Origin of the sequence: Modestobacter italicus (assembly GCF_000306785.1) — a bacterium.
In the GTDB taxonomy this organism is placed as follows: domain Bacteria; phylum Actinomycetota; class Actinomycetes; order Mycobacteriales; family Geodermatophilaceae; genus Modestobacter; species Modestobacter italicus.
Map to the genome: position 1 here is coordinate 5,091,466 of NC_017955.1, position 12,872 is coordinate 5,104,337.

15 protein-coding genes are annotated in these 12,872 nt (G+C 76.5%); 7 read left to right on the forward strand and 8 right to left on the reverse strand.

The features are described from left to right. Positions 1–176 precede the first annotated feature (176 nt). The 5 genes from pcaC to pcaH are packed head-to-tail and all read right to left on the reverse strand — an operon-like array spanning position 177 to position 4,170. The gene (pcaC, locus tag MODMU_RS24215) at positions 177–593 is read right to left on the reverse strand and encodes a 4-carboxymuconolactone decarboxylase (RefSeq protein WP_014743038.1); all 417 of its coding nucleotides are present in this window, start codon (positions 591–593) and stop codon (positions 177–179) included. Continuing rightward, entirely contained in the window at positions 590–1,369 is a 780-nt protein-coding gene (gene pcaD / locus MODMU_RS24220; RefSeq protein ID WP_014743039.1) for a 3-oxoadipate enol-lactonase, read from the reverse strand. The genes pcaC and pcaD overlap by 4 nt, the downstream gene beginning before the upstream one ends. Then, positions 1,366–2,697 carry a lyase family protein gene (locus MODMU_RS24225; RefSeq protein WP_014743040.1) on the reverse strand — a complete coding sequence of 444 codons (1,332 nt, stop codon included), beginning with the start codon at positions 2,695–2,697 and terminating at the stop codon, positions 1,366–1,368. Before MODMU_RS24225 ends, pcaD begins: the two co-directional genes overlap by 4 nt. A 25-nt stretch (positions 2,698–2,722) precedes the next feature. Next, complete coding sequence (gene pcaG / locus MODMU_RS24230) at positions 2,723–3,406, reverse strand: protocatechuate 3,4-dioxygenase subunit alpha (protein WP_014743041.1); 684 nt, start codon at positions 3,404–3,406, stop codon at positions 2,723–2,725. Continuing rightward, a complete protein-coding gene (gene pcaH, locus MODMU_RS24235) occupies positions 3,403–4,170 on the reverse strand; it encodes a protocatechuate 3,4-dioxygenase subunit beta (protein ID WP_014743042.1) in 768 nt (255 codons plus the stop codon). Before pcaH ends, pcaG begins: the two co-directional genes overlap by 4 nt. 104 nt (positions 4,171–4,274) lie before the next feature. Between pcaH and MODMU_RS24240 the strand changes: the two genes are divergently transcribed. Both MODMU_RS24240 and MODMU_RS24245 read left to right on the forward strand, forming a co-directional pair. Beyond that, entirely contained in the window at positions 4,275–5,018 is a 744-nt protein-coding gene (locus tag MODMU_RS24240; RefSeq protein ID WP_231851716.1) for an IclR family transcriptional regulator, read from the forward strand. 48 nt (positions 5,019–5,066) lie between these two features. Further along, positions 5,067–6,236: a 4-hydroxybenzoate 3-monooxygenase gene (locus MODMU_RS24245; protein WP_014743044.1), complete on the forward strand. Its 1,170-nt coding sequence runs from the start codon at positions 5,067–5,069 to the stop codon at positions 6,234–6,236. Between the two features lie 54 nt (positions 6,237–6,290). Here MODMU_RS24245 and MODMU_RS24250 read toward each other — a convergent pair whose 3' ends face one another. Further along, positions 6,291–7,358 carry an ABC-2 transporter permease gene (locus MODMU_RS24250; RefSeq protein WP_014743045.1) on the reverse strand — a complete coding sequence of 356 codons (1,068 nt, stop codon included), beginning with the start codon at positions 7,356–7,358 and terminating at the stop codon, positions 6,291–6,293. Positions 7,359–7,412: 54 nt separating this feature from the next. Here MODMU_RS24250 and MODMU_RS24255 point away from each other — a divergent pair, with 54 nt between their 5' ends. From MODMU_RS24255 to MODMU_RS24270, 4 genes are all read left to right on the forward strand, one after another. Then, entirely contained in the window at positions 7,413–8,024 is a 612-nt protein-coding gene (locus MODMU_RS24255; RefSeq protein WP_014743046.1) for a TetR/AcrR family transcriptional regulator, read from the forward strand. Between the two features lie 128 nt (positions 8,025–8,152). Then, positions 8,153–8,362: a hypothetical protein gene (locus tag MODMU_RS24260; protein ID WP_014743047.1), complete on the forward strand. Its 210-nt coding sequence runs from the start codon at positions 8,153–8,155 to the stop codon at positions 8,360–8,362. Between the two features lie 54 nt (positions 8,363–8,416). After that, complete coding sequence (locus MODMU_RS24265) at positions 8,417–9,037, forward strand: hypothetical protein (protein WP_014743048.1); 621 nt, start codon at positions 8,417–8,419, stop codon at positions 9,035–9,037. Further along, complete coding sequence (locus MODMU_RS24270; protein WP_014743049.1) at positions 9,037–9,708, forward strand: hypothetical protein; 672 nt, start codon at positions 9,037–9,039, stop codon at positions 9,706–9,708. The genes MODMU_RS24265 and MODMU_RS24270 overlap by 1 nt, the downstream gene beginning before the upstream one ends. A 58-nt stretch (positions 9,709–9,766) precedes the next feature. On the opposite strand, the gene MODMU_RS24275 is transcribed toward MODMU_RS24270, so the two are convergent. Both MODMU_RS24275 and MODMU_RS24280 read right to left on the reverse strand, forming a co-directional pair. Further along, entirely contained in the window at positions 9,767–11,380 is a 1,614-nt protein-coding gene (locus MODMU_RS24275; protein ID WP_014743050.1) for a GMC family oxidoreductase, read from the reverse strand. Continuing rightward, positions 11,377–12,255 carry an MBL fold metallo-hydrolase gene (locus MODMU_RS24280; RefSeq protein WP_014743051.1) on the reverse strand — a complete coding sequence of 293 codons (879 nt, stop codon included), beginning with the start codon at positions 12,253–12,255 and terminating at the stop codon, positions 11,377–11,379. Before MODMU_RS24280 ends, MODMU_RS24275 begins: the two co-directional genes overlap by 4 nt. 56 nt (positions 12,256–12,311) lie before the next feature. Between MODMU_RS24280 and MODMU_RS24285 the strand changes: the two genes are divergently transcribed. Next, positions 12,312–12,842 carry a hypothetical protein gene (locus tag MODMU_RS24285; protein ID WP_014743052.1) on the forward strand — a complete coding sequence of 177 codons (531 nt, stop codon included), beginning with the start codon at positions 12,312–12,314 and terminating at the stop codon, positions 12,840–12,842. The last annotated feature ends 30 nt before the right edge of the window (positions 12,843–12,872 follow it).

Consider the following 12,872-nt stretch of genomic DNA (forward strand, 5'->3'; position numbering starts at 1 on the left):
TCCGGACGCGCCGCTCCCCCCGGCCGGCCCGCTGGACACCGCCCCGCCGCCGCCCCGAAGCTGGGCCCGGCCCCGAGAACCTGCTGCCGGCCCCGACCGGCAGCACCCGGTCCTGGCTCGGGCCGCCGCTGTTCCCCCAGCGACGGCCCGGGCCGGGCGCCCTCGGCCCGGGGTCCTCAGCCCTCGGCGCGCAGCTCGGCCAGGATCGGCTTCGCGACGGCCAGGGCGTGGTTCGCCGCCGGCACGCCGGCGTAGACGGCGGTGTGCAGGCAGACCTCGGCGATCTCGTCGTCGGTGAGCCCGTTGTGCACCGCGGCCTTCACGTGCAGGGCGAACTCGTCCCAGTGCCGCAGCGACGCGGTGATCGCCAGGGTGAGCATGCTGCGGGTGCGCCGGTCCAGCCCCGGCCGCTGCCACAGGTCGCCCCAGGCGACCCGGGTGATGAAGTCCTGGAAGTCGGCGGTGAGCGGGGTGACCGCGGCGACGGCGCGGTCGACGTGCGCGTCGCCCAGCACCTCGCGGCGCACCCGCATCCCGGCGGCGCGGCGTTCCTCGTCGGTCGTCGGGCCCTGCCGGTCGTCCGGTGCGCTCATCGCTCGCTCCCTGCTGCGTCGAGGTGGCCGAGCAGCGCGCCGGTGACCTGCAGCGGCTGCTCGAGGTTGGCCAGGTGCGCGCCCGGGCTGACGGTCAGCAGCTCCGCGCCGCCGATCCCGTCGGCGATCGCCTGCTGGTGGGCCGGCGGCAGCGCCTGGTCCTCGGCGCCGGAGACCACCAGGGTGGGCGCGGCGACCCGGCTCAGGTCGTCGCGCAGGTCGATGCCGGCCACCACCTCGGCGCAGGCGGCGTAGCCCTCGTCGTCGCAGCCGGCCACCATCGCCTGCAGCCGGGCCACCAGCTCCGGGTGCCCGGCGGCGTACGGCGGGGTCAGCCAGCGGCTCACCACGGCCTCGGCGATCGGGGCGGTGCCGTCGGCGCGGACGGCGGCTGCCCGGTCGAGGAAGCCCTGCGGCTCGGTCTTCGCCGACGTGCAGAGGACGGCGAGGCGGTGCACCCGCTGCGGCTCGCGGGCGGCCAGCCGGAGCGCGGTCATCCCGCCCAGCGACAGCCCCACGAGGTGCGCCCGCTCGGCGCCGACCCGGTCCAGCAGCGCCAGGACGTCGTCCACCAGGTCGTCGAGGGTGTACGGACCGGCCGGCGCGGGGGACGCGCCGTGCCCGCGGGTGTCGTAGCTGACGACCCGGTACCGCTCGGCCAGCGCCGGCACCTGCGGGTCCCACATGGCGCGGGTCGCGCCCAGGGAGTTCGACAGGACGACGACCGGCGCGTCCTCGGGTCCGGCGACGGTGTGCGAGACCTCGACGGCGGTCACGGGCGTCCTCCTTGGGTGGCGATCACGTGCGCGGCGAGGGCGGCGTCCACCTGGGCGCCGGCCTCCCCGACGTCGGGGGTGCTGTCGGCGACCAGCGCCGCGCCGTCGACGTCGGCCCGCTCGAGCACGACGTCGACCAGCGCGCGCCCCTCGCTCGCCGCGGTGCGGACGGCGGCGGACGCGGCGTCGTGGGCGGCGCCGGCACCCAGCGAGGGGGTGAGCGCCTCGGCGAGGGCGCGGGCCAGCTGCGGGTCGCCGGCCGCGGCCACCGCCGCGGCCATCCGGGTGGTGTCCAGCTGCAGGTCGGCCAGGCACTCGGTGAGCCAGGACGCCGCCGACCCCACCGTGCCGAGCAGCTCGGTCAGCGTCGGCCACTCCACGTGCCAGGTGCCCGCGCCGCGCTCGTGCTCCTGTTCCATGGCGGCGTAGAGCGTGGCCACCAGGCCGGGGGCGCGGCGCGCGCACGCCCGCGCGGACACCGCGGCCACCGGGTTGTTCTTGTGCGGCATCGCCGAGGAGCCGCCGCGGGAGGCGGAGACCTCGGTGGCCTCGGCGACCTCGCTCTGCGCCAGCAGGACGACGTCGACGGCGATCGTGGCCACCACCCCGGCGGCCGCGCCGAGCACCCCGGCGACGTCGGCGACCGGCAGCCGCACGGTGAACCAGGGGACGTCGGTGACCGCCAGGCCCAGCTCGGCGGCGAGCTCGCGGCGCAGGTCGACCCCGGAGCCCGAGCTCGCGGCCAGGGTGCCCACCGCGCCGCCGTACTGCACCGGCAGCGAGCCGCTCACCGCGGTCAGCCGGGCCCGGACGCCGTCCAGGCCGGCCAGCCAGGTGGCGGCCTTGAGCCCCACCGTGATAGGCAGCGCCTGCTGCAGCAGGGTGCGGCCCATCAGCACGTCGTCCCGGTGCTCGGTGGCCAGCCGGGCGCACGCCTCGGCCGCCGTGGCCAGGTCGGCCTCGATCAGCTGCAGCCCGCGCCGGGCCAGCAGCACCGCGGCGGTGTCCATCACGTCCTGGCTGGTCGCGCCGACGTGCACGGCCCGGGCGGCGTGCGGCCCGACCGCGTCCTGCAGCGCCCGCACCAGCGGCGGCACCGGGTTGCCGGCGTCCGCGGCGCGGACCTGCACGGCGGCGAGGTCGAGCCCGCCGGGGTCGGCGCAGACCCGGCTGACCTCGTCGGCCGCCGTGCCGGCGACCAGGCCCACCCGGGCGGCGGCCCGGGCGAGCGCCCCCTCGACCTCCAGCAGGGCCACCAGCCACGGGTCCGCCGCCGGGCCCCCGGCCGACACCGGACCGCGGGCGAACGTCGCGTCGAGGATGCTCACCGGTGCATCGTGCCGGGTCGCCCGCTCACACCGCGAAGAAGACGGTCTCGCGCATGCCCTTGTCGGTGCAGTCCTGGAGGTGGATGTCGAGCACGTAGCCGTCGGCGCTGGGCTGGGCCAGCAGGGTCTGCCGAGACTCGTCGTCGGGCAGCGACCGGAGGACGTCGTCCTGCGCGTTGGCCTCGGCCTCGTCGGCGAAGTAGATCCGGGTGACCACCCGGTCCAGCAGGCCCCGGGCGAACACCGAGACGTCGACGTGCGGCGCCTGCAGGCCGCCCTTGCCGTCGTCGACCCGGCCCGGCTTCAGGGTGAGGACGCCGTACTCCCCGGCCGGCGTGACCGTGCTCGACCGGCCCAGCCCGCGGAACCCGGGGAAGCGGCGCTCACCGGCCGGCGCGTCGGGGTGGTCGAAGCGGCCGTCCGGGTCGGCCTGCCAGGTCTCGATCAGGGCGTCGGGCACCAGGTCGCCCGCGCCGTCGAACACCCGGCCGCGCAGCCAGATGGCACCCTCGGTGCCCTCGGCGACGGCGTACGGCCCGTCGGCCCAGGTCAGCCCGATCGACAGGTACGGCCCGACGGTGGCACTGGGGGTGAGACCGAGCTGGAAGGGCTCGTCGAGGAAGCCGGAGCCCCGCCGCGGGGTGCCCGGGCGCCGGTCGTTCTCCTCGTTCGCGTCCCGGACCTGCTGGGAGAGGTGGTCGATGCTCACGCGACATCTCCGTCGTCGTCGGTCTCGAACGGGGTCTGGTCGCTGCCGCGCAGCACGATGTCCCACTGGTAGGCCAGCGCCCAGTTGTCCTGGGTGCGGTCGAGCTCGAACGTCGCGATCGCGCGGTGGCGGGCCGACGGCGGGATCGCGTTGAAGATCGGGTCCTGCCAGAACAGCGGATCGCCCGGGAAGTACATCTGGGTCACCAGCCGCTGGGTGAACGCGCGGCCGAACAGGCTGAAGTGGATGTGCGCCGGCCGCCAGGCGTTGTGGTGGTTGCCCCACGGGTAGGCACCCGGCTGGATGGTGGTGAACTCGTAGCGGCCCAGGCTGTCGGTCATCACCCGGCCCAGCCCGTCGAAGTGCGGGTCGAGCGGTGCGGGCCAGTTGTCGCCCACGTGCCGGTAGCGGCCGGCGGCGTTCGCCTGCCAGATCTCCACCAGCGTGTCCGGCACCGGCCGGCCGTCGCTGTCCAGCACCCGGCCGAAGACGTTGATCCGCTGCCCGAGCGCCTCGCCGCCCATCCGCAGGGTCAGGTCGGCGTCCGCGGCGGTGACCCGGTCCTCACCCAGCACCGGGCCGGTGACCTCGGTGAGCCGCTGCGGCAGGTCGACGGGGGTGCGGAGCGGGGCGCGCAGCGCGGTGCTGCGGTAGCCGGCGTAGGCCAGGGGCGTCCGCCGCTCCTCGGCCTCCCGGAGGTAGCGCGGCAGCTCCAGCGCACTGTCCGCCGCCGGCCGCGGCGCGCGAGATGTGGTCCCGGTCATGCCCGGACGGTACGGCCGGTCAGTAGGCTGCCCCTAGCGATGACTTCCGCTGGCCAGAAAGCAGGACGACGGTGGCAGGTGGGCAGACGACGGCGGGGCGTTCGGTGACCTCCCGAGCGCTCGGCGTGCTGGACGCCTTCGACGCCCAGCACCCCCGGCTGACCCTCTCCGAGGTCGCCGAGCGCTCGGGCACCCCGCTGACCACCGCCCACCGGCTGCTCGCCGAGCTGGCCGCCTGGGGGGCGCTCGTCCGCCGGCCCGACGGCCGGTACGAGATCGGGCGCAAGCTCTGGGACCTCGGCCTGCTCGCCCCCGTCCAGCTGGAGCTGCGCCAGGTGGCGTCGGCGTTCCTGCTCGACGTGCACACCGCGACCCGGGACACCGTGCACCTCGCCGTCCGGGAGGGGCTGCGGGCGCTGTACGTGGAGCGCATCTCCGGGCGCGAGTCGGTGGCGGTGGTCAGCCAGGTGGGCAGCCGGCTGCCGCTGCACGCCACCGGCGTGGGCAAGGTGCTGCTGGCCTCGGCCCCCGACGACGTCGTCGACCAGGTCCTCCACCAGCTCACCCGGGAGACCCGGCACACCGTCGCCGACCCGCGGGTGATGGTCCGCGAGCTCGCCGAGGTGCGCCGCCGCGGCTGGGCGCGCACCGCCGAGGAGATGTCGCTGGGTGCCGCCTCCGTCGCCGTCCCGGTCACCGTGGAGCGGGCCTCCGGGCCGATCGTGGTGGCCGCGCTGGGCATCGTCGTCCCGGTGCACCGCCGGGACGTCGGCCGGCTGGCACCGGTGCTGCAGGTCGCCGCCCGCGGCATCGGGCGCGAGCTCGCCCGGTCCGAGCAGTTCCACTGACCGGAAGCACGAGCCTGTCCGGCCGGGGCTGCGGGTCACACTCGGGCCGTGCGCACCCAGGTCGGGATCATCGGCGCCGGCCCCGCCGGCCTCCTCCTCTCACGCCTCCTGCAGCTCCAGGGCATCGACACGGTCGTGCTGGAGAACCGGTCGCGGGAGTACGTCGAGGCGCGGATCCGCGCCGGCATCCTGGAGCAGCACACGGTGTCGACGCTCATCGACGCCGGCGTGGGTGACCGGCTGCAGCGCGAGGGCCTGCCGCACGACGGCGTCCACCTGCAGTACCCGGGCACCCGGCACCACCTGGACTTCGCCGAGCTGTGCGGCCGGAAGGTGTGGCTCTACGGCCAGTCCGAGGTGGTCAAGGACCTCATCGCCGCCCAGCTGGACGACGGCCCGCCGCTGCTGTTCGACGTCTCCGACGTCGTCCCGGAGGACGTCGACGGCGACTCCCCGCGGATCCGGTTCACCGACGCCGACGGGACCCCGCAGGTGCTCGAGTGCGACGCGATCGCCGGCACCGACGGCTTCCACGGCGTCTCCCGCCCGGTCGTCACCGCCGCCGGTGGGCGGACCTGGGAGCGCACCTACCCCTACGCCTGGCTGGGCATCCTGGCCGACGTCGCGCCCTCCAGCGACGAGCTGGTCTACGCCTGGCACCCCGAGGGGTTCGCCCTGCTGTCGATGCGCTCGCCGTCGGTCTCCCGGCTCTACCTGCAGGTCGACCCCACCGAGAAGATCGAGGACTGGTCCGACGACCGGATCTGGGACGGGCTGTCCACCCGGTTCGCCCTCGACGGCTGGGAGCTGCAGACCGGCCCGGTCACCGAGAAGTCGATCCTGCCGATGCGCTCGTTCGTGTCCGCCCCGATGCGCCGCGGCCGGCTCTTCCTCGCCGGGGACGCCGCGCACATCGTCCCGCCGACCGGCGCCAAGGGCCTCAACCTCGCCGTCGCCGACGTCACCCTGCTGGCCGAGGCGCTGGTCCGGCTGCTGGCCGACGAGCGGACCGACCTGGTCGACAGCTACTCCGACCGGGCGCTGGCCCGCGTCTGGCGCTGCACCCACTTCTCCTGGTGGATGACCTCGATGTTCCACCGCTCCGGCGACGACTTCGACGCCGAGCTGCAGCTCTCCCAGCTCCGCCGGGTGTGCGGCTCGGAGACCGCCGCCCGCGAGCTCGCCGAGAACTACACCGGCCTCCCCCTCGACCGCTGAGCCCCCGCGGTTTCGCGCGATCACGTACGCGTACGTGATCGCGCGAAAGCGTGGTCAGGCGGCGGGGACGGCGACGGGTTTGGGTTCGAGGTCGTCGACGGTGCCGCGGCGGCCACTGCCCAGCAGGGTCGCGACCGCGCCCGCGAGGGCGTAGACGGCGAGCACGAGCACCGCCTGGCCGGCCCCGGCGCCGCCGAAGTAGACGATGCCGCGGACGGCGCCGGTGCCGGCGCCCGGCGGCAGCCACGGGCCGATCGCGGCCCAGAACGGCGGCAGCAGCGGCGCCGGGTAGGCACCGCCGGCGCTCGGGTTGCCGAGCACCACGAAGAGCAGGATCGCCAGGCCGATGCCGACCAGCCCGGTCCACACCTGCAGCGCGGTGGTGAACGCGCCGACGGCGAAGACCAGCAGCGTGCCGAACGCGGCGAGCGCGAGCAGGTGGCCGTCGAAGACCCCGAGCACCGGGCCGGTGATCAGCGCCCCGCCGACGCCGGAGATGACCGCGTAGACGGCCAGGCTGCCCAGCCGCACCACCCCGCGCGCCCGGGTCAGCGGCCGGGAGCCCGCGCTGACGCCGATGATCGAGGCGACCAGGTAGCCGCCCACCACCCAGCCGACGGCGAGGTAGAACGCGGACAGCCCGCGGGCGTCACCGGTGGCGGCCGGCAGCACGTCGTCGGTGGTCAGCGTGCGCTGCTGGGCGGCGTCGACCCGGGTCAGCACCTCGGTCAGGGCCGAGCTCACCGCGCCGCCCTCGGCGCCGGAGACCAGCAGCGTGTCCTCGGTTCCGGTGCCCAGCAGCAGGACGCCGTCGACGTCCCGGTCGGCGAGCAGCTGCCGGCCGGCGCCCTCGCTGGCGGCCACCCGCACGTCCAGCGGATCCTCGGCGACCCCCTCGAGCTGGGCGGCCACCTGGTCGGCCGTGCCCGCGGGGGCGCCGGCCGGCGCGACCACGGCCAGCGGGACGTCGCGCGGGGTCGGGGCGTGGAACGCGCCGACGTAGCTGAGCACGAAGCCCAGCTGGAGCAGCAGCACGCCGATCATCAGCACCGCCGCCCGGCGGGTGACCCCGGGCAGCAGCTCCCGTCGCGGTGCCTCGTGCAGTCCGTGCGCGCTCGCCATCCCAGCTCCTCGATACTGACCGGTATCCGATACCGACCAGTATGCTCCTCGATCGTGGAGGAGACGAGTCCGCAGCCCGGTCGCACCCCCCGCCCGCCCAAGGAGGCGGTGCGCAGCCGGGTGCTGCGGGCCGCCGGCGAGGTCTTCGCCGAGCGCGGCTTCGCCGCCGCGACGCTGGACCAGGTGGCCGCGGCCGCCGGCTTCACCAAGGGCGCGGTCTACTCCAGCTTCGCCAGCAAGGACGAGCTCTTCCTCGCCCTCATGGCCGAGGAGGTACAGCACCGGGTGGACGGCGTCGATGCCGCCCTGCAGGCGGCCGACGACCTGCCCGCCGCGCTCGCCGCCGTCAGCACCGAGCTGTCCCGGCGGGAGGCCACCTGGCAGCTGCTGTTCCTCGAGTTCTGGCAGCGCGCCGTCCGCGACCCGGAGACGCGGCGGCGCTTCGTCGCCTCCCGGCGGGAGCTGCGGACCCGGATCGCCGCGACGGTGGCGGGCTACCTGGCCGAGCACCCGGTGCGCACCGGGTGGGACGCCGAGTCGCTGACCCTGGTGGTCATCGCCCTGACCAACGGGCTGGCCGTGGAGGCGCTGCCCGACCCGGACGCCGTCCCGGACGACCTGCTCGCGCGGGTGCTGGCGGACCTGGTGGCGCCCGAGCGGTCCTGACGAGCCGAGAGGGTCGCCGAGTCGACCTCGTCAACCGCCAGAGTCACCCGATCTGCCCGGGCCGCTTCGGTGAGATCTGCCCCGCGTCGACCGGGACCCGGACCGGTCCGGACCACTAACTTCACGTCATGCTCTCGACGCTCTTGGTCATCGCTGGCGTGCTCGTGGGGCTGCTCGTGCTGCTCGCCGTGATCGTGCACCTCAGCGCCCGCCCGGCGACCCGCGGGAGGACGACGGCCGCGCGCACGCCCTCGTGGGTCGTCGACGCCGGACAGCCGCACCCCGACGCCTGGTCGCCGCTGTCCCAGACCAGCACGCAGATCCGCGCCGTCCGCTGACCCGGGCCGCCGGACCGAGCGGACCGCGGCGCGACCCCGGCTAGGCTCCCCGCGATGACCAGCGACTCGCCCCCGTTGCAGGTCTACCCGATCGGGCAGCTGATCCGGGTCCGGGCCGCCGAGGACGAGTTCCACGTCCGGGTGGGCGCCGAGCTGCGCCGCCTCCCCTCGACCGACTTCAGCGTGTGGGCGATGGCGCACGGCCCGGCCGACCACGTCCCCCGCCCCTGGACCGCCGACGAGCTCGCCGACCAGGCGCGCGCGGTCGGCCTCCCCGACGCCCCGGACCGGCTGGTCCACCTGCTGGAGACCGGCCTGGTCGCGCTGGCGGCGCCGGGCACCGAGAGCGGCCGCGCGCTGGCCCGCCGGGTCCGGATGGTGCCGCTCGTGCTGGGGCTGGGGAACTCCGCGGAGAACCCGGACGCCTACTCCGTCGGCCTGCCCGGCCGCCCGCTCGCGGTGCTCTCTGCCGCCGCCTACGACCTGTTCGAGTGGGCGACGATGGAGACCAGCCTGTGGCGGGCCTGCGAGGGTGCCGCCGCCACCGCCGCCCGGGTCGGCATCGAGGACCCGCTGGCCAGCGACCCGGACGCGGTGCTGACCTCGCTGCTCGCCGACCTGCACCGGCTGCTCACCCCCAACGCCGTCTGCCTGGACACCTGGGCGGTGAGCTGATGCCCGCCGAGGAGCCGCTCGTGCTGCCGCTCGGGCACGCGATGGGCCCCTTCCACCAGCGCCGCGGTGAGCCGCCGGCGTACTGGGTGGTCCGGCTGGGCTGGGACAGCCCGCTGCTGACCGAGCCGGCCACCGCCGAGCTCTGGGCGCTGGCGCACGGGCTCCCCGACCAGGCCGGCCGCACGCCCTGGACCCGGCGGGAGCTGTGCCGGGCGGCCGCTGAGGCCGGCGTCGAGGACCCGGACACGGCGCTCGACGCGCTCGTCGACCGGGGTCTGGTCGCCGAGGTCGCCCCGGGCACCCCGGAGGCGGCGGATTTCGCGGCCACCCACCGGGTCCAGTCGCTGCTGCTGGGGCTGGGTGAGCTCCCCGACCGGCGCGGCCTGGACGGGATCGGGCTGCTCGGCATGCCGCCGCTGGCCCGGGTGCCGCTGGGCACCTACGAGTTCTGGCAGTGGGGCCACCTGTGGCCCACCCTCACCGAGGCGGCCGCCGGGCTGGCCGAGATGGCCGCCCAGTCGCCCGAGCACGCGCCGGAGGAGGCCGACCCGGCGCAGGTGCTGGACCGCGTGCTGCGCGAGCTGCACGTGCTGCTGTCGGTGCGCGCGGTGTACCTGGACCGCTCGCTGGCGATCGCCGACGCCGAGCGGACCGCCCCGCCTGCCTGCTGAAGGACCCTCTCGCCCCCCACCACTCGCGAGCTCGCGGCGGGACCCAGCGGGAGGGCCGTCACCAGAGCTCGGCGGCGCGCTCGCCGATCATCACCGCGGTGGCGGCGGGGCCGCGGGAGGTCACCCGGGGCATCACCGAGGTGTCCACGACCCGGAGCCCCTCGACGCCGCGGACGCGCAGCCGCTGGTCGACGACGGCGCCGGGGTCGTCCGCCGGCCCCATCCGGGCGGTGCCGGCGAGGTGGATGGCGGTGGCCAGGTGCCGCCGGGTCCACCGGTCCAGCTCCCGGTCGGCGCGCAGCACGTCGTCCGGCAGCCCGGTGCGCTCGGCGACCAGCGGGGCGAACGCCGCCGTCCGCAGCAGCTCGGCGGCCAGCCGCACGCCCTCGCGCAGCCGCCGCCGGTCGGACTCCTCGGTCAGGTACCGGTGCTCGATCCGCGGCTGCACGAGGGGGTCGGCGCTGGTGAGGGTCAGCCGGCCGCGGCTCTCCTCCTCCTGCAGCGCCACCGCCAGGTACAGGTCGTCGCGGCGGCGGGCCTGGTCCAGCAGCCGGTGCAGCGAGGCCCCCCGGAGCGCCCGCAGGGTGCCCGCCGACCGGCGCACCGCCTCGCCCAGCCCGGCCAGCGACGACCCCTGCGACCGGTCCAGCAGCACCTTGCGGAACGGCTTGAGCCAGGGCATCACCTCGAGGTCGGCGGTCGCCCCGGACCCCTCCGCGGCGGTGTTCAGCGCGGTGGCCAGGGGCAGCAGGTCGCGCGGCATCGGCGTCCGCCGGCTCGGCTGCCAGGTGAGGTAGAGGTCAGGGTGGTCGGTGAACTCCGCGCCGACGCCGGGGGCGTCCACCAGCACCGGCACGCCGGCGGCGCGCAGCTGGCCGGCCGGCCCGATGCCGGAGAGCATCAGCAGGTGCGGGGAGGCGACCGCACCGGCGGCCAGCACCACCTCGTCGGCGCGGAGCACCCCGGCCGGGGTCTGCACGCCGACGGCACGACCGCCCTCGACGACCACCCGGGTGACCCGGGTGCCGCCGCGCACGGTGAGCAGCGCCGACCCGCGCCGCGGGGCGAGGTAGGCCATCGCGGTGTTGACCCGGACGCCGTCGACCACGTTGAGCGGGACGGGCCCGTGCCCGGCGGGCCCGCCGGCGTTCTTGTCCGGCTCGGCGGGGAAGCCCAGCTCGTCGCAGGCCGCGGCGAAGGCGTCGGTGACCGGGTGGTCCGGCTGCAGGCGGCGCACCGGCATCGGCCCGTCGGCGCCGTGCCCGGGCCGGTCGCCGAAGTCGGCGTCGGCCTCGGAGCGGCAGAAGGCCGGCAGCACCGCGGCGGCCGACCACAGGTCGTTGCCCGCCGCCGCCCAGCCGTCGAAGTCGGCCGGGGTGCCGCGGACGAAGTAGGTGCCGTTGAGCGCGCTCGACCCGCCGAGCACCCGGCCCCGCACGACCGGGTAGCTGACGTCCTCGGCGAGCTGCGCGGTGTAGGTCCAGTTGGCGGGGTGCCCCGGGGTCGCCGCGCCCAGGGTGGCGGCGTCCCGGAGGGACGCCGGGAAGTCCGCCGCCGTCGGGTGGTCCGCGCCGGCCTCCAGCAGCAGCACCCGGCGCCCGGCGTCGACCAGCCGCGCGGCCAGCGCGCAGCCCGACGAGCCGGCGCCGACGACGACGACGTCCCAGCTCACGACCGGGCGACCAGGGCGACCACGTCGTCGGCCCGCGGCTCGACGCGGCCCTCGGTGACCAGCTTGGCCAGCGTGGCCCGGGTCGACTGGGCCGCGGCCGGCCACAGCTCCTGCGGCACGGCCGCGTACACCTGCGCGACCAGCTGGTCGACGCTCCGCGGCCCCGCCGCGAGGGCGCTGAGCAGCTGCTCTTCGCGGTGGGCCCGGTGCGCCCGGTAGAAGTCCAGGACGGCGCCCGGGTCGACGGTGAGCTCCGGGCCGTGGCCGCAGTACAGCGCAGAGGGGCCGAGGTCGTGCACCCGGCGCAGCGACTCCAGGTAGGCCACCACGTCGCCTTCGGGGTGGGTCACCACCGAGGTGCCGCGGCCCAGCACGTGGTCGCCGACCAGCACGGCCCCGGACTCGAGCCGGAACGCCAGGTGGTCGGCGGTGTGCCCGGGCGTGCCGACGACGCCGATCGTCGTCCCGGCCAGCCGCAACCGGTCGCCGGCGGTGAGCAGCTGCCCGCCCGGACCGGTGACCGACGCCGTGGCGGCGCCGACCGGGGCGCCGAACCGCGCGCCCCAGGGCTGCGCCGCCTCCGCGTGGTCGCCGTGGTGGTGGGTGACCAGCACGGCCACCACCCGGGCGTCGCGGGCGGCGAGCACCGCCTCCACCGCGGCCAGGTGGCCCTCGTCGGGCGGCCCCGGGTCGACCACGACGGCCTGGCCGCTGCCGGGCGCGCCGACGACGTAGGTGTTCGTGCCGTCCAGGGTCATGCTGGAGGCGTTGGGCGCCAGCACCCGGGACACCAGCGGCTCCAGGTCGGCCGTGCGGGGCAGCGCGCCGGGGGCGGGCAGCCCCCAGCCGGTGCGGGGGTCCACGGGCGCGCTCACCCACCGCACGCTAGCCGTCGCCGTCCGGACGGGGCCGCGGCGGCTAGCGTCGTGCCATGCGCGCACCCGCACCCCTGCTCACCGCCGGCCTGTCCGCCGCCCTGCTGCTGCTCACCGGCTGCGGCGGCTCCGACGAGGGGTCCTCAGCGGCGTCGTCGTCCGGCAGCAGCAGCTCGAGCGCCGCGCCGACCACCTCCGGCAGCGCAGCGGCGCCGTCCAGCGCGACCAGCCCGGAGGCGGCCGCCTTCTGCGCGGAGGCGGTGTCGCTGGAGCAGTCGGTCAACGCGACCGTCGGGACGGCGAGCAGCGACCCCACGCAGCTCCCCCCGGCCCTGCAGCGGCTGGCCGACCAGTACGCCGCCATCGAGCCGCCGGCCGAGATCGCCGACGACTGGACCGCCCTGGTCGACGGCGTCCAGCAGCTGGCCACCGCGGCCCAGGGCATCGACTTCACCGACCCGACCGCGGCGCAGCAGCTGCAGGCCGCCGCCGGGGGGCTGCAGCAGCAGCTCACCACGGCCACCACGAACGTCTCGACCTACGCGACGGCCAACTGCCCCGAGACCACGCCGGCACCGAGCAGCTGACCGCCGAGGGCCATGTTGGCAACATGGCCC